At 43.9% G+C, this 22,817-nt stretch carries 28 protein-coding genes, 11 tRNA genes and 1 pseudogene; 36 read left to right on the top strand and 4 right to left on the bottom strand.

Going from position 1 to position 22,817, the window contains the following annotated elements; all coding sequences use genetic code 11:
• Positions 1-42: 42 nt before the first annotated feature.
• A complete protein-coding gene (locus BLT53_RS23000; protein ID WP_090239377.1) occupies positions 43-552 on the top strand; it encodes a DNA-3-methyladenine glycosylase I in 510 nt (169 codons plus the stop codon).
• Positions 553-615: 63 nt separating this feature from the next.
• Positions 616-951: pseudogene (locus BLT53_RS23005) on the top strand (L,D-transpeptidase); the annotation flags it as partial.
• A gap of 5 nt (positions 952-956) precedes the next feature.
• On the opposite strand, the gene BLT53_RS23010 reads toward BLT53_RS23005, so the two are convergent.
• Together BLT53_RS23010 and BLT53_RS23015 are read right to left on the bottom strand one after the other, a co-directional pair.
• Positions 957-1,211, bottom strand: coding sequence for a hypothetical protein (locus tag BLT53_RS23010; protein WP_090239382.1), 255 nt, complete (start codon positions 1,209-1,211; stop codon positions 957-959).
• 21 nt (positions 1,212-1,232) lie between these two features.
• Entirely contained in the window at positions 1,233-2,486 is a 1,254-nt protein-coding gene (locus BLT53_RS23015; protein ID WP_170834483.1) for a helix-turn-helix domain-containing protein, read from the bottom strand.
• A 224-nt stretch (positions 2,487-2,710) separates the two neighbouring features.
• Between BLT53_RS23015 and BLT53_RS23020 the strand changes: the two genes are divergently transcribed.
• The 8 genes from BLT53_RS23020 to BLT53_RS23055 all read left to right on the top strand — a co-directional run bounded on the left by BLT53_RS23020 (position 2,711) and on the right by BLT53_RS23055 (position 8,943).
• On the top strand, positions 2,711-3,598 hold the full coding sequence (locus tag BLT53_RS23020; RefSeq protein ID WP_090239387.1) for a hypothetical protein: 888 nt from the start codon (positions 2,711-2,713) through the stop codon (positions 3,596-3,598).
• A 192-nt stretch (positions 3,599-3,790) separates the two neighbouring features.
• On the top strand, positions 3,791-4,132 hold the full coding sequence (locus BLT53_RS23025) for a GNAT family N-acetyltransferase (protein WP_090239389.1): 342 nt from the start codon (positions 3,791-3,793) through the stop codon (positions 4,130-4,132).
• A 27-nt stretch (positions 4,133-4,159) separates the two neighbouring features.
• A complete protein-coding gene (locus BLT53_RS25260; RefSeq protein ID WP_090239391.1) occupies positions 4,160-5,098 on the top strand; it encodes a magnesium transporter CorA family protein in 939 nt (312 codons plus the stop codon).
• Positions 5,099-5,280: 182 nt separating this feature from the next.
• On the top strand, positions 5,281-6,507 hold the full coding sequence (locus tag BLT53_RS23035; protein WP_090239394.1) for a D-alanyl-D-alanine carboxypeptidase family protein: 1,227 nt from the start codon (positions 5,281-5,283) through the stop codon (positions 6,505-6,507).
• A 350-nt stretch (positions 6,508-6,857) separates the two neighbouring features.
• Positions 6,858-7,163: an antibiotic biosynthesis monooxygenase family protein gene (locus BLT53_RS23040; RefSeq protein ID WP_090239396.1), complete on the top strand. Its 306-nt coding sequence runs from the start codon at positions 6,858-6,860 to the stop codon at positions 7,161-7,163.
• Positions 7,160-7,516 (top strand): hypothetical protein, encoded by a 357-nt coding sequence (locus BLT53_RS23045; RefSeq protein ID WP_244520551.1) that lies wholly within the window; start codon positions 7,160-7,162, stop codon positions 7,514-7,516. Before BLT53_RS23040 ends, BLT53_RS23045 begins: the two co-directional genes overlap by 4 nt.
• Before the next feature lie 13 nt (positions 7,517-7,529).
• Complete coding sequence (locus BLT53_RS23050) at positions 7,530-8,201, top strand: cobalamin B12-binding domain-containing protein (protein ID WP_090239399.1); 672 nt, start codon at positions 7,530-7,532, stop codon at positions 8,199-8,201.
• Positions 8,188-8,943, top strand: coding sequence for an STAS domain-containing protein (locus BLT53_RS23055; protein WP_090239402.1), 756 nt, complete (start codon positions 8,188-8,190; stop codon positions 8,941-8,943). The genes BLT53_RS23050 and BLT53_RS23055 overlap by 14 nt, the downstream gene beginning before the upstream one ends.
• Positions 8,944-8,985: 42 nt before the next feature.
• Here the strand turns inward: BLT53_RS23055 and BLT53_RS23060 are convergent, their stop codons facing one another.
• Positions 8,986-9,582 carry a rhomboid family intramembrane serine protease gene (locus BLT53_RS23060; protein ID WP_090239405.1) on the bottom strand — a complete coding sequence of 199 codons (597 nt, stop codon included), beginning with the start codon at positions 9,580-9,582 and terminating at the stop codon, positions 8,986-8,988.
• 86 nt (positions 9,583-9,668) lie between these two features.
• On the opposite strand from BLT53_RS23060, the gene acpS reads away from it, so the two are divergent.
• The 14 genes from acpS to BLT53_RS23130 all read left to right on the top strand — a co-directional run bounded on the left by acpS (position 9,669) and on the right by BLT53_RS23130 (position 20,688).
• Positions 9,669-10,025: a holo-ACP synthase gene (gene acpS / locus BLT53_RS23065; RefSeq protein ID WP_090239407.1), complete on the top strand. Its 357-nt coding sequence runs from the start codon at positions 9,669-9,671 to the stop codon at positions 10,023-10,025.
• 140 nt (positions 10,026-10,165) lie between these two features.
• Positions 10,166-11,200 (top strand): LolA family protein, encoded by a 1,035-nt coding sequence (locus BLT53_RS23070; protein ID WP_090239434.1) that lies wholly within the window; start codon positions 10,166-10,168, stop codon positions 11,198-11,200.
• A gap of 129 nt (positions 11,201-11,329) precedes the next feature.
• A complete protein-coding gene (gene alr, locus BLT53_RS23075; RefSeq protein WP_090239410.1) occupies positions 11,330-12,517 on the top strand; it encodes an alanine racemase in 1,188 nt (395 codons plus the stop codon).
• Between the two features lie 144 nt (positions 12,518-12,661).
• The gene (locus tag BLT53_RS23080; RefSeq protein WP_061975875.1) at positions 12,662-12,943 is read left to right on the top strand and encodes a CopG family ribbon-helix-helix protein; all 282 of its coding nucleotides are present in this window, start codon (positions 12,662-12,664) and stop codon (positions 12,941-12,943) included.
• A 4-nt stretch (positions 12,944-12,947) separates the two neighbouring features.
• Entirely contained in the window at positions 12,948-13,298 is a 351-nt protein-coding gene (gene ndoA, locus BLT53_RS23085; RefSeq protein ID WP_007200228.1) for a type II toxin-antitoxin system endoribonuclease NdoA, read from the top strand.
• A gap of 171 nt (positions 13,299-13,469) precedes the next feature.
• Positions 13,470-14,285: an STAS domain-containing protein gene (locus BLT53_RS23090; RefSeq protein WP_090239412.1), complete on the top strand. Its 816-nt coding sequence runs from the start codon at positions 13,470-13,472 to the stop codon at positions 14,283-14,285.
• Between the two features lie 12 nt (positions 14,286-14,297).
• On the top strand, positions 14,298-14,654 hold the full coding sequence (locus BLT53_RS23095; RefSeq protein ID WP_061975879.1) for an STAS domain-containing protein: 357 nt from the start codon (positions 14,298-14,300) through the stop codon (positions 14,652-14,654).
• 2 nt (positions 14,655-14,656) lie between these two features.
• Positions 14,657-15,058, top strand: a complete 402-nt coding sequence (locus BLT53_RS23100; RefSeq protein WP_061975881.1) for an anti-sigma regulatory factor — start codon at positions 14,657-14,659, stop codon at positions 15,056-15,058.
• Positions 15,059-15,068: 10 nt separating this feature from the next.
• The gene (locus BLT53_RS23105; RefSeq protein ID WP_090239414.1) at positions 15,069-16,076 is read left to right on the top strand and encodes a PP2C family protein-serine/threonine phosphatase; all 1,008 of its coding nucleotides are present in this window, start codon (positions 15,069-15,071) and stop codon (positions 16,074-16,076) included.
• Between the two features lie 61 nt (positions 16,077-16,137).
• Positions 16,138-16,470 (top strand): STAS domain-containing protein, encoded by a 333-nt coding sequence (locus BLT53_RS23110; RefSeq protein ID WP_090239416.1) that lies wholly within the window; start codon positions 16,138-16,140, stop codon positions 16,468-16,470.
• A complete protein-coding gene (gene rsbW, locus BLT53_RS23115) occupies positions 16,467-16,952 on the top strand; it encodes an anti-sigma B factor RsbW (protein ID WP_090239419.1) in 486 nt (161 codons plus the stop codon). The genes BLT53_RS23110 and rsbW overlap by 4 nt, the downstream gene beginning before the upstream one ends.
• Entirely contained in the window at positions 16,918-17,709 is a 792-nt protein-coding gene (gene sigB / locus BLT53_RS23120; protein ID WP_090239421.1) for an RNA polymerase sigma factor SigB, read from the top strand. The genes rsbW and sigB overlap by 35 nt, the downstream gene beginning before the upstream one ends.
• Positions 17,706-18,314, top strand: a complete 609-nt coding sequence (locus BLT53_RS23125; RefSeq protein WP_090239424.1) for a protein phosphatase 2C domain-containing protein — start codon at positions 17,706-17,708, stop codon at positions 18,312-18,314. The genes sigB and BLT53_RS23125 overlap by 4 nt, the downstream gene beginning before the upstream one ends.
• Before the next feature lie 214 nt (positions 18,315-18,528).
• The gene (locus BLT53_RS23130; RefSeq protein WP_090239437.1) at positions 18,529-20,688 is read left to right on the top strand and encodes a Tex family protein; all 2,160 of its coding nucleotides are present in this window, start codon (positions 18,529-18,531) and stop codon (positions 20,686-20,688) included.
• Positions 20,689-20,716: 28 nt separating this feature from the next.
• On the opposite strand, the gene cmpA is transcribed toward BLT53_RS23130, so the two are convergent.
• Positions 20,717-20,851 (bottom strand): cortex morphogenetic protein CmpA, encoded by a 135-nt coding sequence (cmpA, locus tag BLT53_RS23135; protein WP_090239426.1) that lies wholly within the window; start codon positions 20,849-20,851, stop codon positions 20,717-20,719.
• Between the two features lie 103 nt (positions 20,852-20,954).
• Here cmpA and BLT53_RS23140 point away from each other — a divergent pair, with 103 nt between their 5' ends.
• The 12 genes from BLT53_RS23140 (at position 20,955) to BLT53_RS23195 (ending at position 22,738) form a co-directional block, all read left to right on the top strand.
• Entirely contained in the window at positions 20,955-21,425 is a 471-nt protein-coding gene (locus BLT53_RS23140; protein WP_090239429.1) for a SprT family protein, read from the top strand.
• Positions 21,426-21,557: 132 nt separating this feature from the next.
• A tRNA-Asn gene (locus tag BLT53_RS23145) sits at positions 21,558-21,632 on the top strand.
• Positions 21,633-21,635: 3 nt separating this feature from the next.
• Positions 21,636-21,726 (top strand) — tRNA-Ser (locus tag BLT53_RS23150).
• 8 nt (positions 21,727-21,734) lie between these two features.
• Positions 21,735-21,809, top strand: a tRNA-Glu gene (locus tag BLT53_RS23155).
• 145 nt (positions 21,810-21,954) lie between these two features.
• Positions 21,955-22,030, top strand: a tRNA-Asp gene (locus BLT53_RS23160).
• A gap of 46 nt (positions 22,031-22,076) precedes the next feature.
• Positions 22,077-22,151, top strand: a tRNA-Gln gene (locus BLT53_RS23165).
• Between the two features lie 7 nt (positions 22,152-22,158).
• A tRNA-Lys gene (locus tag BLT53_RS23170) sits at positions 22,159-22,234 on the top strand.
• A gap of 12 nt (positions 22,235-22,246) precedes the next feature.
• Positions 22,247-22,331, top strand: a tRNA-Leu gene (locus tag BLT53_RS23175).
• Between the two features lie 38 nt (positions 22,332-22,369).
• Positions 22,370-22,455: transfer RNA gene (locus BLT53_RS23180), tRNA-Leu, on the top strand.
• A gap of 42 nt (positions 22,456-22,497) precedes the next feature.
• Positions 22,498-22,574, top strand: a tRNA-Arg gene (locus BLT53_RS23185).
• Between the two features lie 3 nt (positions 22,575-22,577).
• Positions 22,578-22,654, top strand: a tRNA-Pro gene (locus BLT53_RS23190).
• A gap of 10 nt (positions 22,655-22,664) precedes the next feature.
• A tRNA-Gly gene (locus BLT53_RS23195) sits at positions 22,665-22,738 on the top strand.
• Positions 22,739-22,817: the final 79 nt, after the last annotated feature.

Raw genomic sequence — 22,817 nt, forward strand, 5'->3', positions numbered from 1 at the left:
ACCTGACCGGCCAGGTTTTGTTTTATACAGGAGGAACGGCTAATGGAGAACAAGGTAAGATGTAAATGGAGCACGGAGAGCGAGATGCTTTCCACGTATCATGATAAAGAATGGGGAGTATCTGTAACAGACGATAACAAATTATTTGAGTGCCTCACACTTGAAATGTTCCAAGCGGGGCTGAGCTGGAGGACAATCCTACATAAACGTGAAAATTTCAGAAAAGCCTTTGCCCAATTTGATATTCAGCACGTCAAGGCAATGGCGGAAGACGACATAGCGAGCTTGATGAATAACGAAGGAATTGTGAGACACAGAAGAAAAATTGAAGCGACGATTGAAAACGCCAGGCGGTGCGATGAACTGATCAAGAAGTATGGCGGATTGGATGCCTTCTTTCAACAATTGCCGGAGGATACGGCTGAGAAGCAGAAAATCCTTAAACGAACGTTTAAACATTTCGGCTTAACCACAGCGGAAAGCTTTCTGATGGCGACCGGAATGATGCCCGCGCAGCATGAGGAAAGCTGTTACCTTCACCAAAAAGCCTAAAGCTTGCGGCGATACAAACAGAACCACTTCCACTGACATACTGTAACAGTGGAGGTGGTTCAATTGGCGTATCAAATCTTTATTTCTGTAGGTAAAAAAAGAATGGCAGTTACGCAAAACGGCAGAACCATTAGGCGATATCCTATTGCAGTGGGGAAGATGCTTACTCCTACGCCTGTGGGAACGTATACAATAATTAATAAGCAGCCTAATCCCGGTGGTCCGTTTGGTGTCATGTGGATGGGGCTTTCCGCCCCGCACTATGGCATCCATGGCACCAATAACCCATCGTCCATTGGGAAATTCGTCTCAAAAGGATGCATTCGAATGTTCAATAAAGACGTACTCGAACTGTCCAGAATGGTTCCGCTTGGAACGAGGGTTTATATTGGGAGATAATTAGATCAAGCGTTTGTACTTAAACCAGGAAGTTCATCCATAGCTGCATTAGATCTTAGTCCAGGAAGTTCGTCCCTAGCTACGCCGCGTGAACTTAAACCAGGAAGTTCATCCATAACAGCAGCAATACTAAGACCAGGAAGTTCATCTCTTGCTACTAATCTTGGATTTGGAAGTTCATCTCTCGCAGTATCTTGAGAAAAGCTAAATATTCCCAGAAGGCCTCCCGCGATAAATAAACCAGCTAATATTTTTTTCATTTTAATCCACCTTTTCAATTTTTATAGGATATTTTTCCTTGCATTATTAGAAACTCTATAATATAAGCTAGCTTTTTTATATTGTGAATGTTCAAAGTATAAATCAGCAAGTAATTCTGAATAGGTTGCATAACTTTCAAGTAGATGCTGTTTATCAAAATAAGGAACAGCCTCTTTGGCTAAGTATGATATAAGTTCATCATGATCTTTTTTAATTTTGAGCATTAAAATTTTGTAATGATATTCATACTCATGATGTGGATATTTATTAAGTATTTTCTGCCCCTGTGTCAACCATTTTTCAGAAGAATTATAATCCTCTAACTCATAATATTCACTTGCCATTAAAAAAATCGTAGCGATTTTCGTAACATCTGAAAGGTCTTTTTTGAACAAGAGGCTCTTTTCCAAGAATTGGATACTTTTTTGGTGTTCATTTCTGCAAGAAGCCAGATATCCTAAGTTATGAAAAATGACACCGGAGGTAAAGTCATCTTTAAATGTTTTTGAATACTTTAAGGCTTGATTCAAATGGTATTCAGCTTGAACATAATTTCTGACTCTCCTATTACTAATAGCCAAAAGAATTTGACAATCAGCACTCCTGCTATAATTATATTCTTTATCGAATATATTAATAGCTTTATATGCATAATAATTTACAGAACTAATTCTGAAAATTTGGCCATAACATAAAGCTAGTTGATAAAAAACTACAGCCCGCTCCATATCTTCGATGTTAATGACAGACATTAACTTTTCTGCTTCCTGGAGGTGGGACAACGCATTTTTATAGTCCGTTTTAAAGTAATAAAACATTGATAAAATCTGGTTATAATAAAATTTTAACTCTTGAGTTAGTTGCTCCTGTAATTCCTTGATTTTTGATAAAATTATGTCTGGATGCGATAAATCCGGCTCATTACTTACTATATATTTTCGTGCTAAAAATAGTTCGTATCTAAGGATGAGTTCGGGCTCAGAAACGTGTTGCATTTTCTCCTGAACCGTTTCATAGAACTCTTCCGCCTCATCAAAACGGCGGTTCACCATCATCATATTCCACTCATTGAGCATCTCCAGGATCTCGTTGCTGTCCACTTCCTCGGACGAAATACCCAGCTTGTCACAAAGGAGATTAATAACCTCTTCGCTGGACTTTGCATCCCCTTTCTCAATCTTGCTCAAGTAGGACACTGAACAGATTCCCTGAGCCAGTTCTTCCTGGGTTAGGCCTTTGGTTTTTCTATAATATCTTATTCTTTGACCGACCATATAATCCCCCTTTCCGAACTTGGGAAAATTGTCATGCAAACCCCCCATTAATCAAGTACCAATACTACTACTTTTCCCAATACATACCCACAGAAATGTCTGGTAAGATAAATATAACAGATAATAATTGCTTTTTGCTAGATTTACCAATTAAAAATAAATTAACAGACTTGTCCGGATGGTAAGAAAGTTATACCGGCCATTTAGAAATGGAGGAGAACATAATGGCAAAAATGTTTTCATTATCAGCAAAAAAATCAGACATCAAGGAACTGCTATATGTCTCGAATGATCCAGATACAGCCGGGAACCCTTCGACTCTGCAATGGAATGATCCACAAACATATATCGATGTTTATAAAGACAACCATAAAAATTACTGGGTGAGCCAGGTTGAAGGAACAAAATCAAGACGCCATACCATCTATACTCATAACCATGAAACGAAGAAGCGCCTCTGTCACCCAGTGAACGGACGTCCGAACTTTTATGAATTTGAGGATAGCGTGGTGGTGGCCTGCGAAGGAGATGGGTCCAAAGGCTCTATCCTGATCTTCTCCAAGGATGATCCCGAGCTTTTGAAGGAGTGGAAAGTGAACGGTTATCTGTGGGAAGTGGAAAAGAACAACGGTACGCTATATGTTTCCTGTTACATCGTAGAGGAAGATCAGGCTGTCCTCTACGTTATCAAAGGCGACAAGAAAAAAAGGGTAAACCTTGGAAAAAATATAGCACCGACTGATATTCTCTGTATCGGTGAAGAAGTTTATATCTCTGCTGCGCCCATTTTGAATGGGGATCCAAAGAAAATCATCGTGCTGAACAATAAGGAAAAGGTGATCAGGGAGTATCCGCTTAGCATTTCTCCCCGAGCCCTATACCATGTGGAGAACGAAATCATGGTGTATGAACTTGATCTTGCGACAGGAAAATCGGAAAAGATCGTTTACGTGGATCTTAACACCGGACAGCAAATCACACATACCATACCGAATTCTCAAGTGGTGGAATGCACGAGTTCTTCACTCTCCCTCTTGCAGCAGGACAGCAAAACCCTGTTCACCTGGGATCACTGCAACCGAAAAATCGTGTGCAGTAAAAAAATATCATAATAATAGTGAACGACAATCCTGCTGGTACCTCCAGCAGGATTTTTTCATAAGCGGACGAACACATTATTATATAGAAGAAACACAACATATCAGGCAGAGTTTCAGGAAGGGCTTCATAGGGGAAATTTGTGAGTAAACGTAAATAAGGAGATTTTTCGCATAGAAAAGAAAACCTGTTATTGGAGGAAAACGATGAGCCAATCCATTCGTAAAGGAACAACTGGCGATTTTCAAAATATGAAAGAACTCGTGGGAAACACGGAGAAAATCATGGATGAATGGTCCCGGGAGCAATGGAGTTCTTCGCTGCAGCGTGAGGATGTGGAGGTGTTTGTGGCGGAGGAAGAGGGAGCGATACACGGTTATGCGGTTGTGAGACTGACCAAAAAAGACCCGGCTTCAATAACGGAAAGGCCCACCGCGGCCATTACGCATTTGTGTGCACCTTCATGTGAAAGCCAGCTCCGGCAGCAATTGGTTCAGAAATGCCTGAGCTGGGCAAAACAAAAGGGAGCAACAGACTTTTCGCTGTAGGTTCACGTTTAGAAAGGAAGAGATCAGATGAACCATCGTTTCTTGGAAAACTGGAAATGGTATGAAATAGAATCCATGGATCATAAAGCAGAACGCATCAAAGAGATGGTTCATAAACTGCCGGATTGTACGCAGTGGCTGGAAAATGTAGAGGAACAAAATACGAATTATCTTCGAATTGAAAATCATGGAAATGAAGCGGTTCTCCATGGCTGCCTGATTTATGAAAAAGAAGAAGAGGAATTTGATCATGACCACTTTCATTTTTATATCACCCGGTCGTATTTTGTGACGGTGGGATTGGAGATTGTCCGGCTGGACCGGACCAACAAAAAAGACATGATCCGGCAGATGCATCAATGCAAAACGGCGATTGAAGGTTTTTTTATCCTGCTGGGGGAAGTGCTCAACAATTATTTGGATGGAATTGATCATTTCGAGTACAAGCTGAATGAATTGCAATACGAATTAAAGCAAAACAATAGCCATAATCTCATGGACCGCATTTATAATCTGCGACAAGAACTGTTGATTTGGACAGATTTAACGATACCGGTTGAAGAAATCAAGCTTGCGGCAGAGGAAGCCTTTCTTGATGAAATTACCGAAACGTCCGAGTACAGGAGGACAAGCGTCAGAATTGAACGTACGCTAAATCTCATCAACCACTATCAGCACGATATTGACACGATGCTGAAGCTCGAGGAGGTGCTTTCTTCACATCGGGGAAATGAAATCATGAAAACACTGACCGTTATGACCGTCATTTTCACACCAGGGATGATGCTTGGCTCCATCTGGGGAATGAACTTTCGAAACATGCCAGAACTCGATTGGAAAGCAGGATACGCGATTGCCCTGGGTCTCATCGGTCTTTCGATCGCGAGCATTTATATCTGGCTTAGAATGAAGGGATGGACCGGCGACTTGCTAAAGAGCCGCAGCCGAAAGAGCCGCTTTAAATAGACCACTGAAAAATTTGCCGCTAATTTTTTGCAAAAAAAGAAGAGTTTTGCCGTCTTTTGTCGAATGTTAACATGTTATGAAAAAATAACACGAAAACTGTTCGCCTGACCATTATTAGTGTAAGGTTTAGTTCGAACACTTTAGAAAGGTAGTAGTTTGAAGACGGGAGTTGTTAGCGGCAAATGAAGAAATTTTTCCACACCATTGTTTCCCTCTGCTTTCTTTCAGGACTGCTGGCGCCAGCTGCGCCAGTGTTTGCTGAACAAGAAAAAGCACCCCACATTAAGAGCCAAAGCGCGATTTTAATTGACCAAAAAACAGGAAATGTCCTTTATAATAAAAAGGATAATAAAAAAATGTATCCAGCAAGCATTACCAAAATCGTTACAGCCATCCTTGCCATCGATTCCGGAGAAATGGATGAAACCGTGACGGTCAGCAAAAATGCAACATTGGCAGAAGGGACCCGCGTCTATTTAAACGAGGGTGAACAGATGCCATTGCGAAAACTTGTTGAAGGAATGATGGTTAATTCTGGTAATGATGCAGCGGTTGCTATTGCAGAATATCTTGCTGGAGATGTACCTTCATTTGCCGACAAAATGAATGAATTTGCCAAAAAGGCCGGGGCCAGGCATACCCATTTTGTGACGCCGAACGGACTGTATAATCCGGATCACTACACCACGGCCGAAGACATGGCAAAGATCACACAATACGCCATGAAAAACAGTGAATTTCGAAGGATTGTAAAGATCAAGAACCTTCCCTGGCATGTGAAGGGATGGGATACTACACTCGTGAACCACCACCGCCTGCTTTGGGATTATCCAGGAACGACCGGGGTGAAAAACGGATATGTGGACAAGTCTAAGCATACACTGGTAACCTCGGTATCCAGGGATGGCATGGACTTTATTGCAGTTGTTTTAAAAGCGCGTACCTCCAGGGAGGCGTACAGCGATACAACTTCATTATTTGATTACGGTTTCAGCCATTTCCAAAGGCAGAAGCTTTCCAAAGGCACACTGATTGAAGATCCGGCCGGCAAGAAACACGCGTTAAAAGAGGACCTTGAAGTAACCCTGCCGATTGGGGAGAAAGTGCTTAAAAATGTATCGGCTTCGGGAGAATTAACTCTAAAAAACAGTGTGGGTGACTCACTGGCTGCTGTCCAGCTGTTCCAGCCGAGCCCGAAAAAGGAAGCCAGTCAAGTGGCTGCCCATTCTTCAGGAGAAGCGACCGGCAGCAAGCTTGCCCTTCAGTTAACAACAAGAACAGCCCTTTTCTTTTACAGCGGGTTTCTTATGCTTACTGCTTTGATGGTGATGATACGGATGAGAAACAAAAGACGGAGAGCCTTGCAGCGGATGAGAAGATACGAAAAGAACTATACCTTTATCAAATAGGGCAGATTGGGGATTTTTATGGATATTAACACGAAAGTAAGAATACTGGTGGTCACGCTTTTCATCTTACTGATGATGACGGCCATTTTATCATTGGTATAACTGAAAACAAAGGGAAGTGTGGAAGAAGAGAGGTTAAGCCCTCTCTTTTTTTGCGGTCCCTCCCTCTCAAATTTTCCCTGGTTTGTTCAACTGGTGGAAAAGCCTGGCGGGTATTCCCTGTTTTTGTTAGACTTGGGCGAATGTTATAGGGAAAGAAGCTGGTTTTCTATAAACTGGGAAGGGATAACAAGTATCCTGGTTGAACTTTATAGAACGAATGATAACTAACTCATGAAATGGGGTATAGCATGTATATTGTCCACTCAACCTTCGATGTACCAGAACAAAAAGCGGAAGAAGTCATTAACATATACAGAAATCGATCCCGTCTTGTCGATGATGCAGAGGGCTTTCAGGATTTCCTGCTGCTTCAGAATGAAAAAAAGCCGGGGGAAATTACCGTTCAATTGACCTTTGATACGAAGGAGCATTATTTGGAATGGGTGAGAAGCCAGCAGTTCAAGGACATTCATGACATGGAAAAGAAATACCCTGATCAGGAGCTGGCCGCTATTATTCCTGCGGTTAAACAATACAAGGTGGTAGCCACATGACACAAATCCCAGTAGATGATATTGTTAATAAGGTAGTCACAAAGATGTACAAAGATTATCCCGACCTTCAGGACCGATACGGAGATAAGGGAAAGAAAAAAGCCATTGAAGATAATCATCACCATATGAAGCATTTAGAGACAGCCTACGAACTGAAGAACCCGGTCTTTTTTTCGGACTATGCGTGCTGGCTGAATGGAATACTTGAAAAGTTCGGCATGACAGCCGATCTTTTAATTTATAACTTTGATGAAATTGACAAGATTTTGGCCGATATGCCTGATGATGACAGGATTTCAGCTTATCGCTCTTATCTTGAAGTAGGAATAAAGGTATTAAAAGAAAAGGCATAAAGGGGGGATTGCCGTGCTACAACATTCACCGCAGCAATTCGCAGAGTTTCTTTTAAATGGAGATCAGCAGCGTGCGATCGAACTTTTGCGCCAGATTGCTCAGCACTCCCCAAGATATAAACTGTATAATGAGCTGCTGACACCGGCCATGCGCTATATTGGCGAATTATGGGAAAGGAATGAAATTACAGTGGCAGAAGAACATCTGGCTACTGCCGTTTGTGATTTTGTTCTGGCCCAATATCATTACAGTCCCGGCCAAAGGAGTGCAATGGACCGTCACAGTGTAAACCATAAAGCGATGTTTTCATGCCTGGAAGGGGAGCAGCATGCTCTTGGTCTTAAAATGGTTTCCGGATTATTTGAAGCGGAAGGCTGGCATTCCCGTTTCATGGGTGCGGACCTGCCGCTCGAATATACGGTGGATACGGCAAAAAAGTGGACGCCGGACGTGATCGGGCTTTCAGTTTCCATTGCCTATAACCTGCCTAATCTGAAAACCTATGTGGAAGCATTGGAGGATTTGAATTATGGTCCTACTGTCCTGGTTGGTGGCCGTTTGGCAGAAAAGTATGATCTCAGGCCTTACTGTTCCAACAAAACAGTGATTATAAAAGATGTGGAGGAGCTTCACAGCTGGCTTAGTGTATATAGTACAGGAGAGAAGCAAAATGCCCGTTACTGATTATGTATTACCGGTTCCCTATTTTAAAATTAATACCGAATTCCACATCCTTAATTTTTCAAAACAGGCGGAAGCCCTTTTTATGATTACTGAAAACATTACCTCGATTGTGGACGAGGAAGGTGTGGCAAAGCTGAAAAATTTTCTTCAAACCTCTTCTGGGACACAACCCATGGAGATCAGTATGAAAACAAAGAACTACGCGTTGGAGCTTTTTGATCTCTATATCTCTTGGGATCATTACTTGAATGGCCACTTGATCTGTATCAAAAAAAACGAGCAAAACAAAAACCTTGAAAATATGGTTTATCGATTGCAGAGCAGGTTGTCCAGTACGGACTTTGAATTGTTTGAAAAAAAGGAAGAGCTTGAACAGGCGATAGACGAGATTGACAGGCTGTCAGGTCCTTTTATTTCGCTGTCGGATGAGGTGGCTCTGATTCCCATGTTTGGGGACATTACCTCCCGCAAAATCAATTCGATCAGAGAGAATACGCTGAAAAATGCGTATCGCGAAGATCTTGATACCATACTTTTTGATTTTACCGGTGTGGGTTCTATCACCCTTGAAGGGTTGGAGCAAATGGAGAGTCTGTTCAGGGCCCTTTCCTATATGGGCGGCATCGAATCCGTGATTGTCGGTGTAAAACCTGAGCATGCAAGGCAAATGCATGAGCTAAATTCAGAAGTGGAGTTTTCTTTCTTGTCCACCCTTCAGGAAGCAATGAAAAAATATCTATAATAAAAGACACCGAAGCATGATGGCTTGGTGTCTTTTTTGTTATTATCTCCGTCGTGGAACAAACGCCATTAACATTGGGGCAAGGGCCGCGCCTGCAATGAGTCCAAACAAATGGCCAAGGATGTTGATGCCGGGCGTTGTGAAGGTGGTAATCAGGCTGAAAACCAAAACAACGATGAGAATCTGTTTATTTGCACGCCCTAAATATTCTTTTCGGGCATACAGGATATACAGGTAAATGCCGAACAATCCGAAGATGGCACCGGACGCTCCGATGTGGGCATAGTTTAAGGGAAGAAGAAAATAGGTAGCGATATCGGCAATAATGCCTGCGCCCAAATAGCCAATGATAAATTTCACTTTTCCCAGTATACGTTCCAAAGCGGGACCGAAAATCACTAGAGAAAACGTGTTGAACAGCACATGGCTAAGACTGACGTGAGTAATAATCGGCGTGAACAGCCGCCAGTATTCTCCCTGTGAAATAAAGTAATTGGACCCGGTAAAGTAATAATAAATAAAATCCGCCTGCGGTCCGAGGTTTGCCAGCAGGAAAACGATTAAATGAATGCCTGTTATGGCCGATATGATTGGATAAAGCCTGAGGAACGTTTTGAAATTCTCCTCTCTTACAAACAACCAGCATCACCACCTGAATGTAGTATATTAATCTTAGCATAATGGTAATACAAATAAGAAATATCATGCCGGAAAGGAAACAACTGATGATTATAGGAACAGGGATTGATATTGTTGAAATCACAAGAATCCAGGAAGTGTGCCGGAAGCAGCACCGCTTTCCCGAACGGATCCTTACGGAAAGGGAACTTGCTGTGTTTGAAAAGCTGAACGGCAGACGACAGGCGGAATTTATGGCCGGCCGTTTTGCCGCTAAAGAAGCCTATGCCAAAGCACTCGGCACAGGAATCGGCAAGCACCTGTCATGGCAGGATATCGAAATCACCAAAAATGATAATGGAAAGCCGGTCATTGTGGCAGGTCCGGATGCGCTTGTTCATCTTTCCATCTCCCATTCCAAGGAATTTGCGGTGGCCCAGGTTATTATGGAAACCGCCTTGTAAGTTTACTTGCTTGTCAAGCTAGTCTGCATAATGTCCTTTTTGTCCACATATAGTGTAATGCGGTGGGGAGGGACATCCTGGTGGCGTCGGACACAGCGGTGATCCTCCTTTGTAAAATAAAGGGCAAAGGGGATAAGAAAATGAAGAAGACACTGTCATTATCCTTGATGGCGCTTCTGTTCATATTCGGATTGGCAGGCTGCGGAGCAAAAAGCCAGGAAGATGTTGTAGCGTCACTGGATAAGAAAATGGAAGAAATGACGGGCTATAAAGCAGATGCCGTCATGACGCTGAATACCGGCGAAAAACCGCTGCAGTATAATCTTGAAGTGTGGCACAAGAAGCCTAACTTTTACCGGGTGAACCTGAAAAACGCCAAAAAGGACCAGAGCCAGATGATCTTGAGAAACAAAGAAGGTGTATTTGTATTAACGCCTGCGCTGAATAAAAGTTTCAGGTTTCAGAGCGATTGGCCGGAAAATAATAGTCAGGTTTACTTGTTTGAGTCGCTCGCTGCCGATATATTAAATGATACGGACCGCGGGTTTAAGGCAAAGGAAAACTCGTATGTTTTCCATACCAAAACCAACTATCAAAACAAAAACCTGTATCAGCAGGAAATTATTTTAAATAAGGACCTGGATCCGAGCTCGGTCCGGGTGATGGATAAGGATGCTAAGGAACTGGTCAAGCTGGAGTTCAAAAACGTCAAGTTCAACGCCAAGTTTGATAAAGGTGCTTTCGATATGGAAACGAACATGACAGGCGCCCAGCTGGAGCTGCCGGCAATGAGCCAGGCCGGTGAGCCAAAAAAAGAAATGGAAGTGCTGTACCCGCAATATATGGGTCCTGGGAATATTGAATTAACGAATGAGAAAGAAATCATGGCCGACGGGGAAAAACAAGTGGTCCTCAGCTATACAGATGAAAAGAAAAACTCGTTTACATTAATTGAACGAAAAAATGTAGCGGTAGAAACAGCTGCTGCCAAGAGAGAACGATTGACAATGCCGGGCGGAGAACCGGTGGATCTTGGCTTCACAGTGGGGGCGATGAATGATAAATCAATCTCCTGGACGTATAAAGGCACCGAATTCTTTTTAGCCTCCAACTCTCTGGATCAGGAAGAACTAATGGCCATCGCCCGTTCTGTTTCCGCGCAAGGATCAAAATAATAAAAGAAGAGGCCGGCTGATTCCTTTATGGTGAATCAGCCTTTTTTATTCTATTTACTCTTACACAATTGCCGAGGATGTTGTAGAATAACGAATAGATCAATAATTAGAATGAAATGATACAGATAGATGGGACGGATAGGTTTGAATACTGGAGAGTTTTATAGAGATACCTGGGCGGAGATTGATTTGTCCTGCATCGAAGAAAATATCCGCTCGTTCCGGCACCTGCTGCCGGACACCACCGAGATTATGGCGGTTGTCAAAGCCAATGGCTATGGACATGGAGCTGTGCCGGTTGCGAAAACCGCACTGGAAGCAGGTGCGACATATCTTGCCGTGGCGCTTTTGGATGAAGCCGTGTCCCTCAGACAACAAGGAATTAAGGCACCCATTCTTGTTTTGGGCAGAACACGGCCGGAAGATGCGGTTCTTGCTGCCGAGTATCATATTGCGCTCACTGTGTTTCAGGCGTCCTGGGCGAGGGAAGCCTCGGACCACCTGCAGGATGGCCAGCGGGTAGCACTGCACCTGAAAGTGGATACCGGTATGGGCCGGATTGGAACAAGAGATAAAGAGGAAACACAGGAACTTGTTTTAACGATAGAAAAGTCTCCTTTCCTCCAATTGGAAGGAGTATTTACGCACTTTGCCACAGCGGATGAACTGGAATCTCCTCTGGTGAAAAAGCAATTCGAACGGTTCTCCGAGAGCCTGGACTGGCTGAAGGAATGGGGAACTGTGCCACGGTACATCCATTGCGGGAACAGTGCGGCGAGTCTCCGCTTTCCAAAGCAAATCTTTAATATTGCAAGAATCGGAATCTCGATGTACGGACTGGCGCCTTCGGGCGAACTTAAGAATGTATTGCCGATTCCGCTGAAAGAGGCGTTTACGTTAAATACACGGCTGGTCCATGTGAAAAAGGTGAAGCCGGGAGATACGATTAGCTATGGTGCCACCTATACGGCCAAAGAGGAAGAGTGGATTGGCACCCTTCCGATTGGGTACGCCGACGGCTGGCAAAGGCGCTACGCGAATCATGGCCATGCGATTGCGGGTGGAATCAAGGTTCCGTTTGCGGGCAGAATCTGCATGGATCAATGCATGGTGCGCCTGCCGTTTGAAATGAAGGTCGGTGACCTTGTCACCCTCATTGGGGAACAGGGAAGCGAAAAGATCTCCATGGATGATGTAGCACTTCAAAATGATACGATAAACTACGAAATCCCATGTTTAATTACATCACGTGTACCCCGAATTTATAAGAAACAGGGTCGAATTTTAGAAAAAGTGAATGTAATTTTAAATTTTTAGCAGAATATTAGCAGGACTATTAAAAAACATGAAGAATATTTTACTCTGAAATCGTTTTGCAAACCAATTGGTGAAATGATAAGATTATATTTGGTTAAGAATGATCGTAGCAAATCGCAGAAGCTTTGCTCTGGAGGTGTAGGTGTGTCCGAATTGGCGAACACAAAGAGGATCGTTATCAGTCTTCCTCAACAGATTATTAATGAAATTGACCGGATGATTAAGAATGAGAATTTGGACCGTAGCGAATTTATCCATCAGGCAACCAAGATGTATATTCGCGAAAAGAAGAAACGTCACATTCGTGAATCTATGAGACAAGGTTATATGGAAATGGCGAAAATTAATCTGAACATTGCATCAGAAGCCTTTCTTTTAGAGGAGGAAGCTGAAATTACCGTAGACCGCTTAGTTAGCGGGGTGTAGGCCCTTGATCGTAAAACGCGGAGACGTTTACTTTGCAGACCTTTCCCCGGTTGTTGGATCAGAACAAGGGGGAATCAGACCTGTTCTAATTATTCAAAATGATATCGGTAACCGATTTAGTCCTACAGTTATTGTTGCAGCCATCACAGCACAAATCCAAAAGGCAAAGCTGCCGACGCATGTAGAGATCAATGCGAAAAAGTACGGATTTGAACGGGATTCCGTTATCTTGCTGGAGCAAATTCGAACAATTGATAAACAAAGGCTAACTGACAAAATTACGCATCTGGACGATGAAATGATGCGTCGCGTTGATGAAGCGTTACAAATCAGTCTTGGTCTTATTGACTTTTAAAAACTGCCGTTTTCTTCTGTGAAAGTGGCGGTTTTTTTAATGGAAACAACTTACAGAGAAAGTTGGAACAGGAAATCCGGTTTATCAGCGAACTATATAGCAAAAGATTGCAAGAATGAATGATAAGTGGAATAATGAAAGTAGTGTACCGACGTAAGGGGGGTATAGAATTTGAATGCGGCCATCATCGATATGATCCTAAATAAACGCACAGAAATAGATGAGTTGTGGTCTGAGGAAATTGCGGATTACAAAACCACAACAAGCACTATCACACCCTACATGCGTGAACAGCTGAACAAGGAGTTTTTATCGCTCCTGTTTAACCATATCAGCCAGGGGGATATTTCTGCCGACGGGACATTGGAACGCTTTTTTGATAAAGTTTTGCGTGCGAATATGCCGCTTGAATATTTAACACAAGGGCTGCAATGCTTTCGCCGTATAGTTTTGGAGATCATCACTGAAGAAGATATTCAAAAAAATGCGGCGTTTGAAATATATAGGGAAGTGGACCGCTGGATGGATCCCATTCTAAATTCAGTGGTTGAAAATTCTTCCCGGCTTTGGGAGCGTACCGTTTCCATTCAAAAGTCCGCGTTGCTGGAATTATCGGCACCGCTTATTCCGGTCTTTCAGCATATTAGCGTGATGCCATTGATCGGGACCATTGATACGGAACGTGCGAAATTAATAATGGAGAACCTTCTGGAAGGTGTTATTCAATACCGTTCACAGGTGGTTCTTATAGATATAACCGGTGTGCCCGTTGTCGATACAATGGTAGCCCACCACATCATTCAGGCGGCGGATGCCGTGAGGCTTTTGGGATCTACCTGCATTTTGGTCGGGATACGGCCGGAAATTGCGCAAACGATTGTAAGCCTTGGGATTGACCTCAGCCTGTTCCCTACCAAAAGCACGCTGCAAAAAGGGATGGCAAAAGCTCTGGAAGTTACAAACCAACAAATTGTTAATGAAAAATAGGGAGTGGGGAAAATGAGAATTCCTATTTTGAAGCTGCATGAGTATCTTCTTATTACCATTCAGGTAGAGCTCGATGATCAGACTGCTCTGCAGTTTCAAGAAGACCTGTTAAACAAAATACATGACACCGGTGCTAAGGGTGTGGTAATTGACCTGACCTCTGTAGACATGATTGACTCCTTCATTGCGAAAGTACTTGGAGATGTTGTGCGCATGTCAAAACTGATGGGAGCGCAAGTGGTATTGACCGGTATACAGCCCGCAGTAGCAATTACTTTGATCGACCTGGGGATTTCAATGAGAGAGGTTCCGACGGCTCTTGACCTGGAACAAGGGCTTGATAAATTGCAACTGGAACTGGAGGGATGAGCATGGACATCCAATCCTGTGTAGAAGTTTGCAATGAATGGGATATCGTAAGCGCAAGGCAATTAGGAAGAAATATGGCAAAAGAACTCGGATTTGGCAACGTAGACCAGGCTCGTATCACTACTGCCATTTCAGAGTTAGCGCGTAATATCTATTTATATGCAGGAAGCGGAAAGATCTGCCTTGAGCCGGTTGAGCAAATGGGAAGAAAAGGCCTCCGCATTATTGCTGTGGATAACGGCCCGGGAATCAGGGATATTCGTAAGGTAATGGAAGACGGATATACAACTTCCGGGGGACTTGGAGCCGGACTGCCAGGTGTAAAGCGTTTAATGGACGAGTTTACCATTGATTCCACGATTGACTCCGGAACTGAAATCCTTGCGACGAAGTGGCTTCGTTAGGAGGTATTAAATGAACGACCGAGATTTCATCATAGATCGATATAAAGACTTGCTGACAACGTATCTTAATGGGAAAAACGAGACAGCTCTATACAAAGGGCAGCAGTTCAGCCGAAAGCTGATTGAACAGCAGATCTCGCCTGAGGATGTGGTCAGCCATCATATAAATGTACTAAATGATTTGTTTCCCGACATGACCGAAGAAATGAAGGACGCGTTTGATTTTCTTTTGGAGGTCATGATCGGGTACGGTTTTGCGTATCGCGAACATCAGAGCCTGAGAACCCGCCAGCGCCAGCTGGAATCAGAAATCGAAGTAGCGGCAAGCATGCAGCAGACACTTTTAATCAGTGATGTTCCGACGGTGGATTCTCTGGACATTGGTGTCAAAAGTGTTCCCGCCAAGAAAATGAACGGGGACTATTTTAATTTTGTAAAGGATGACAAATCCATCAGCGTGGCTGTAGCGGATATTATCGGGAAGGGGATTCCTGCCGCGCTGTGCATGTCGATGATTAAATACGCGATGGACAGTCTTCCCGAGCAAAGGATGCAGCCTAACCTTCTTCTTGAAAATCTGAATAGAGTCGTTGAACAGAACGTGCACCCGAATATGTTTATAACCATGCTATATGGGCTTTATGACACTGATGTCCATAAATTCTACTATGCCGGGGCCGGACATGAGCCCGGCTTTTTTTATAAAGCAGCAACCGATGAGTTTGAGGACATGTTTGCCAAAGGCCTTGTGCTGGGTGTATCAAGAACGACGAAATACAAAGAATATGAAAAGCAGCTCGGTCCGGGAGATATGATTATTCTTCTTTCGGACGGGGTAACCGAATGCAGGACCAGCAAAGGGTTCATTGAACGGGAAGAGATTGTTGCGCTCATCCGTGAGAACATGCACAAACCGGCTCAGGAAATCGTGGATTCGGTGTTCCATGAGCTTGAACGGCTTCAGGAATTTGAGTTGAGGGATGACTTTACCCTAATCATTCTAAAAAGAATGGTTTAGTCTTTTTCAAGAACGGGTAATTAGTGTTATGGGTTTATGATACTATCCTGGGGGGAAAAAAATGAATTTGCAAATTAGTCACGAAGAAACGAATGGAGTTCATTATTTAACACTAGCTGGAGAAGTAGACGCGTACACCGCACCAAAATTAAAGGAGATGTTGGTTCCTCTGACTGAAGAAAAAAATGCTCAGATTGTGATTGATCTGGCTAACATTGATTATATGGATAGTACAGGGCTCGGCATTTTTGTGGGAGCATTAAAGTCCACGAAGAAAAACGACGGGACGTTAAAGCTGCGCGGAATGACCGAGAGGGTTAAGCGTTTATTTGAAATCACCGGCCTTACTGAGGTAATGGACATAGACAATGAGGTAAAGGGGGAGGCCAGATGAGTAACAAAGCCTCTGATTTTATCGAAATGACGGTACCTGCCAAAACCGACTATGTCGGTGTGGTGCGTCTGACGATTTCTGGTATTGCGAACAGGATGGGATTTGCGTTTGACGAAATTGAAGATATCAAAATTGCTGTCTCAGAGGCCTGTACCAATGTTGTGAATCATGCGTATACCGATTCAGAAAAAGGACAAATCCGCATTGGATGCGGGGTGTATGAAAACCGGCTGGAAATCATGGTCGTGGACCACGGCAAGAGCTTTGATTATGATGATGTAAATAAATCACTGGGACCTGTAGAAGGGAAATCAGTAGAACAATTGAATGAAGGAGGTCTGGGCCTCTTCCTAATTGAGTCATTGATGGACAAAGTGGAAATCAGCGGTGAAGCGGGTGTGATCGTAATGATGACGAAGTATCTTCACAGAGATGAGGTGGAGGAAAATGTCGACAGGACCTCACCAGCACCTACACAATAAAGAAGAAGTATATAAATGGATTCACGAGCTTCAGAACGATCCGCAAAATGAAATATTGCAAACGAAACTCGTACATCAATATGAGGATCTCGTTCACTCACTAGCGCGAAAATTTTCCAAGGGGAAAAGCATTCATGACGATTTGGTTCAAGTGGGAATGATCGGCCTGCTCGCTGCATTGAGAAGGTACGATGCCGATTTTGGACGTTCGTTTGAATCGTTTGCGGTTCCTACCATCATAGGTGAAATTAAACGGTTTATCCGTGATAAAACGTGGAGCGTTCATGTGCCAAGACGTATCAAGGAACTTGGACCCCGCATAAAAAAAGCTGTAGAAGATCTGACGAATGACCTTCAGCGTTCCCCGAAAATCCAGGAAATTGCTGATTACCTGGAGGTTACGGAGGAAGAAGTTCTGGAAACGATGGAGATGGGCAAGAGTTACCAGGCTCTTTCCGTAGACAGTTCCATTGAAGCGGATCAGGAAGGCAGCACAGTAACCCTGCTGGATCTCGTGGGAACACAGGATGCCGGCTATGATCAAATTGACAAGAGAATGCTCCTGCAGAAAGCATTTGCCGTTCTTTCTGAAAGAGAGCAGGAAATCCTTAAATGCACGTATTTTGAGAATTTAAGCCAGAAAGAAACTGGGGAGCGCCTGAATATCTCTCAAATGCATGTCTCACGGCTGCAGAGGAGAGCACTTGAAAAGCTTCGTGAAGCGATTCGGGTAGAACCATCGGAGGCCTTAAAATGATCCAGGATTTTTCCTATGACAAAATCGCCGTCTCTTCTTTCCAAAAGCCCAAAAACGGTAATGAATTATGTGGAGACAGTTTTTATGTCACGGAAACCCGTGATTATTTTATTTGTGCGGTAGCTGATGGGCTGGGGAGCGGCGGTTTAGCCAGGAAAGCCTCCCAGGCGGCAGTTATCGCTGTGGAAAAGAATCATCAATTAGAAGTTGAGGAAATCATGCAGGTATGCAATGAAGAGCTAAAAGGAACCAGGGGAGCGGTGCTTTCCATTTTTAAAATTGACTTTAACCAGCGCATCGTCCGCTATGCGGGAGTGGGAAATATCCGCTTTATGATGGCTGGGGAAGACCGTAAATTAATTTACCCTCTTCCTACGGTTGGTTTTCTTTCCGGAAAGCCGCAGAAGTTCCGTGTACAGCAATTTCCGTTTGATGATCAGACCGCATTTATCATTTATTCAGATGGAATGGAAATTCATACGCAAAGCCGTTCCATTCTCACCAATATGATATCGCCCCGGGAATCGGCTGCTTACCTCGGTAATCTTTCTCAAAAATTAATTGATGACGCTACCTGCCTCGTCGGAAAAGTGTCTCATGCATAAGCACGTTGGAGGTCTTTATGGATCTCTCTGCCGAGTTGCCTCGGCTTTTTTTTATGCTTTTACATTCGATCAAGCGCCCTTTCCGGGGTGCTTTTTTATATGGGATTTATGGATCAATTTTCGTTAAAACATCGGGAAAGTGTTAAACTAAAAGGGTATACCCGTAATTTTTACGGATTCGAAAGGGGTACTTCTATTGGAAAAAACAATAGAGATGGATCAAGGATTTACTGAAATTGCGAAACAATTGGGTATTAAACAAAAACAAGTGGCAAATGTTATTGAGTTATTGAAGGACGGCAACACGGTGCCTTTCATTGCCAGGTATCGTAAAGAGCTGACAGGCGGCCTGGATGAAGTTCAAATTAAAGATATTATGGACAGCTGGCAATACGCAGAAAATTTAAAGGAACGTAAAGAAGAAGTTCTTCGCCTAATTGGCGAGCAGGGGAAACTGAACGATGAACTGGCAACCGCCATATCGAATGCCAAAAAACTGCAGGAAATTGAAGACCTTTATCGCCCATACAAACAAAAGCGGAGAACACGTGCGACGGTGGCTAAGGAAAAAGGGCTTGAGCCACTGGCCGACTGGCTCATGAGCCAACCGTGGCAAGGTGATGTCCTGGGGAAAGCCGGTGAGTTCCTGTCCGAGGAAAAAGAGGTACATACGCCTGAAGAGGCACTTGCAGGTGCGCAGGATATTCTAGCTGAGCAGATTTCAGACGATGCGGCAATTCGAACATGGATCCGGGACCTTACGTTTAAGGAAGGGCAGCTGCAAACGTCCCTAAAGAAAAACGGAGAGGACGAAAAAAAGGTCTACGAAATGTATTATGAGTACAGTGAACCGGTTGGAAAAATCGTGCCTCACCGTATTCTTGCCATCAACCGCGGCGAAAGAGAAGACGTACTTAAGGTGGAAGTGGAGGCACCTGCTGAAAAAATTATTCAGCGGCTGAACCGGACGGTTATCAAGAAATCGGAATCTCCAGCTGCACCATATTTACAAGAGGCGATTGAGGACAGCTATCGAAGGCTGATTGCTTCTTCCATCGAACGAGACATCCGGAACGAACTGACCGACAAAGGTGAGGAACAGGCCATTCACATTTTTTCTGAAAACCTGAGAAATCTGCTACTTCAATCCCCGTTAAAGGGGCGGATGGTTTTAGGCGTGGATCCCGCATACCGTACAGGCTGTAAGCTTGGTGTAGTGGATGAAACGGGGAAAATGCTTCATATTCAGACCATTTACCCAACACCGCCAAGGTCAGAAGTACAAAAGTCCGAAACGGTAGTGAAGGGCTTGATTGACAAATACGGTATCAATGTAATTGCCATTGGAAATGGAACAGCTTCCAGGGAAACAGAGCAATTCATCGTCAATACCATTAAAGGGGTAAAGGAGCCGGTTTCCTATATTATTGTCAATGAAGCAGGGGCTAGTGTGTATTCCGCTTCAGGGATCGCCAGGGAAGAGTTTCCGGACCTTCAGGTAGAAGAGCGGAGTGCAATTTCCATTGCGCGAAGGCTGCAGGATCCACTGGCTGAACTGGTGAAAATTGATCCGAAATCGGTAGGAGTTGGACAATATCAGCATGATGTTTCGCAAAAGCGATTAAACGAATCTCTGACCTTTGTGGTGGAAACCGCCGTAAACCAGGTAGGCGTGAACGTAAATACAGCATCTTCTTCCTTGCTTCAGTATGTAGCCGGCTTGTCCAAGACCGTCGCGCAAAATATTGTGAAAGTGAGAGAAGAAAAAGGGAAGTTTGAAAAACGAGAGGAACTGAAGAAGATTCCGCGTCTCGGTGCGAAAACGTACGAGCAGTGTATCGGATTCCTAAGAATTCCGGATGGGAAAAATCCGCTCGACCAAACGGCAATTCACCCGGAAAGCTATAAAGAAACGCTGTTGCTTTTAAAAGAAATGAACAGTGAAGTAGCAGAAATCGGCACAGACAGCCTGAAAGACAAGCTGAAATCGATCGATGTGGAGGCAATGGCAAATCACCTCAATATCGGGGTGCCCACTCTTCATGACATCGTGGACGGACTGCTTCGCCCAAACCGGGATGTGCGGGAAGAGCTTTCAAAGCCCCTGTTGAAAACCGATGTCCTTAAGCTCGAAGACCTTAAACAAGGAATGGAGCTGGAAGGAACCGTGCGAAATGTCGTTGATTTCGGCGCTTTCGTGGATATTGGCGTGAAACAGGACGGCCTTGTTCATATCTCCAAGCTGGCCAAACGCTTTGTTAAGCACCCCATGGATGTGGTTAGCGTTGGGCAGGTTGTTACCGTTTGGGTGGATAGCGTGGATCTTAATAAAGGAAGAGTGGCTCTCACCATGCTGCCTCCGGAGGCGCAGTGATTTTTTCATTCAAACATTACTCTGTATGTCAGGGGAAACTTTTGCTTTCGGAATTTTTATTTTTTTGATTATAAAAAAACCAGCATTGATTTAACAAACGGATTTGATAACGGTCTTTTTGAAAATAAGCTTTTCTGAGTTGTTTCTTAAACCATGTGGGCATAGACAAAACCTCCACGTATTCAAGCGTGATTTAGTCTATGTCTCATGGCTTGTTGATGTGACCAACTTTTTGTTCTATAGAAGGAGAAAGGATAGGAAAGGAAATGAACCAAAGGGAACTACAATTGCTCGTGGAGCAGATATCAAATGATTATTTTCACAAACCCTTCCAGCATATCGCCCGCTTTAACGGCCGTTTGCGGACAACCGGCGGCCGGTATTTACTCAGGTCCCATGATATAGAGATCAATCCGAAGCAGTTGACTCAGTTCGGGATGCAGGCACTAGTGGGTATCATTAAGCATGAACTGTGCCATTACCATTTGCATATCGAAGGAAGAGGATATCAGCACAAAGACCTTGAATTTAAACAGCTGCTGAAGAAAGTGGGCGGCCTGAGATATTGCGAAACCCTGCCTGGCACGCGAACGACTCATGCTTATAAATACCTATATCTATGCATAGACTGTAATCAGCAATACAAGCGGAAGCGAAGGGTCGACACAAGAAAACACGTGTGCGGAAAATGCCGGGGAAAATTGTTTTTAAAAAGTGATGAGAAAAGTGTTGACTAGATGTTTGAATCTGTGTTAGATTAATAAAGTCGCTGAAAGACATCTTGCTCTTTACATAAACAAAATAAATGAAAAAAACAGTTGACTTTTTGAGAAAAAACAAGTATGATATTAAATGTCTCAAAAACACATTCCACAGTAGCTCAGTGGTAGAGCTATCGGCTGTTAACCGATCGGTCGTAGGTTCGAGTCCTACCTGTGGAGCCATACAGAGAAGTACCCAAGTGGCTCAAGGGGCTCCCCTGCTAAGGGAGTAGGTCGCTAACGCGGCGCGAGGGTTCGAATCCCTTCTTCTCTGCCAGTTTTATCGGCCCGTTGGTCAAGCGGTTAAGACACCGCCCTTTCACGGCGGTAACACGGGTTCGAATCCCGTACGGGTCACCAAGTAATTTTTTTAAAAGAAAAATACCAAGTATTTTATCACAAGAAAAATACCAAGTATTTTTTCGTGGTAAAAATACCAAGTGTTTTTCAAAAAACACCAAGTTGTTTTTCGGAAGAAAAGCGGACAAGCTGTTTATATTAAAATGGGCTCGTGGTGTAGCGGTTAACATGCCTGCCTGTCACGCAGGAGATCGCCGGTTCGATCCCGGTCGGGCCCGCCATTTTACTTAAAACCAACATTTAAATTAAGAAATGCATCATGATTATTGGGCTATAGCCAAGTGGTAAGGCAACGGACTTTGACTCCGTCACTCGTAGGTTCGAATCCTGCTAGCCCAGCCATCTTCATGAGCCATTAGCTCAGTCGGTAGAGCATCTGACTTTTAATCAGAGGGTCGAAGGTTCGAGTCCTTCATGGCTCACCATTTACACATCATGCGGGTGTGGCGGAATTGGCAGACGCGCTAGACTTAGGATCTAGTGTCTTATGACGTGGGGGTTCGAGTCCCTTCACCCGCACCATTTTTTTCAAAAAATGAACTTATAACTTTAATTGCTTTGCGGTCGTGGCGGAATGGCAGACGCGCTAGCTTGAGGGGCTAGTGGGGGCAACCCCGTGGAGGTTCGAGTCCTCTCGACCGCACCAATAGCTTCTCGATATATAACATAAATACATCAAAGATAATATGCGCCCTTAGCTCAGCTGGATAGAGTGTTTGACTACGAATCAAAAGGTCGGGAGTTCGAATCTCTCAGGGCGCGCCATAACGGGAAGTGGCTCAGCTTGGTAGAGCACCTGGTTTGGGACCAGGGGGTCGCAGGTTCAAATCCTGTCTTCCCGACCATCTTTTTAATGCGGGTGTAGTTTAGTGGTAAAACAAGAGCCTTCCAAGCTCTGGTCGTGAGTTCGATTCTCATCACCCGCTCCATTTTATTTTTGGGCCTATAGCTCAGCTGGTTAGAGCGCACGCCTGATAAGCGTGAGGTCGATGGTTCGAGTCCATTTAG

The sequence above is a fragment of the Fictibacillus solisalsi genome (assembly GCF_900103485.1).
In the GTDB taxonomy this organism is placed as follows: domain Bacteria; phylum Bacillota; class Bacilli; order Bacillales; family Fictibacillaceae; genus Fictibacillus_C; species Fictibacillus_C solisalsi.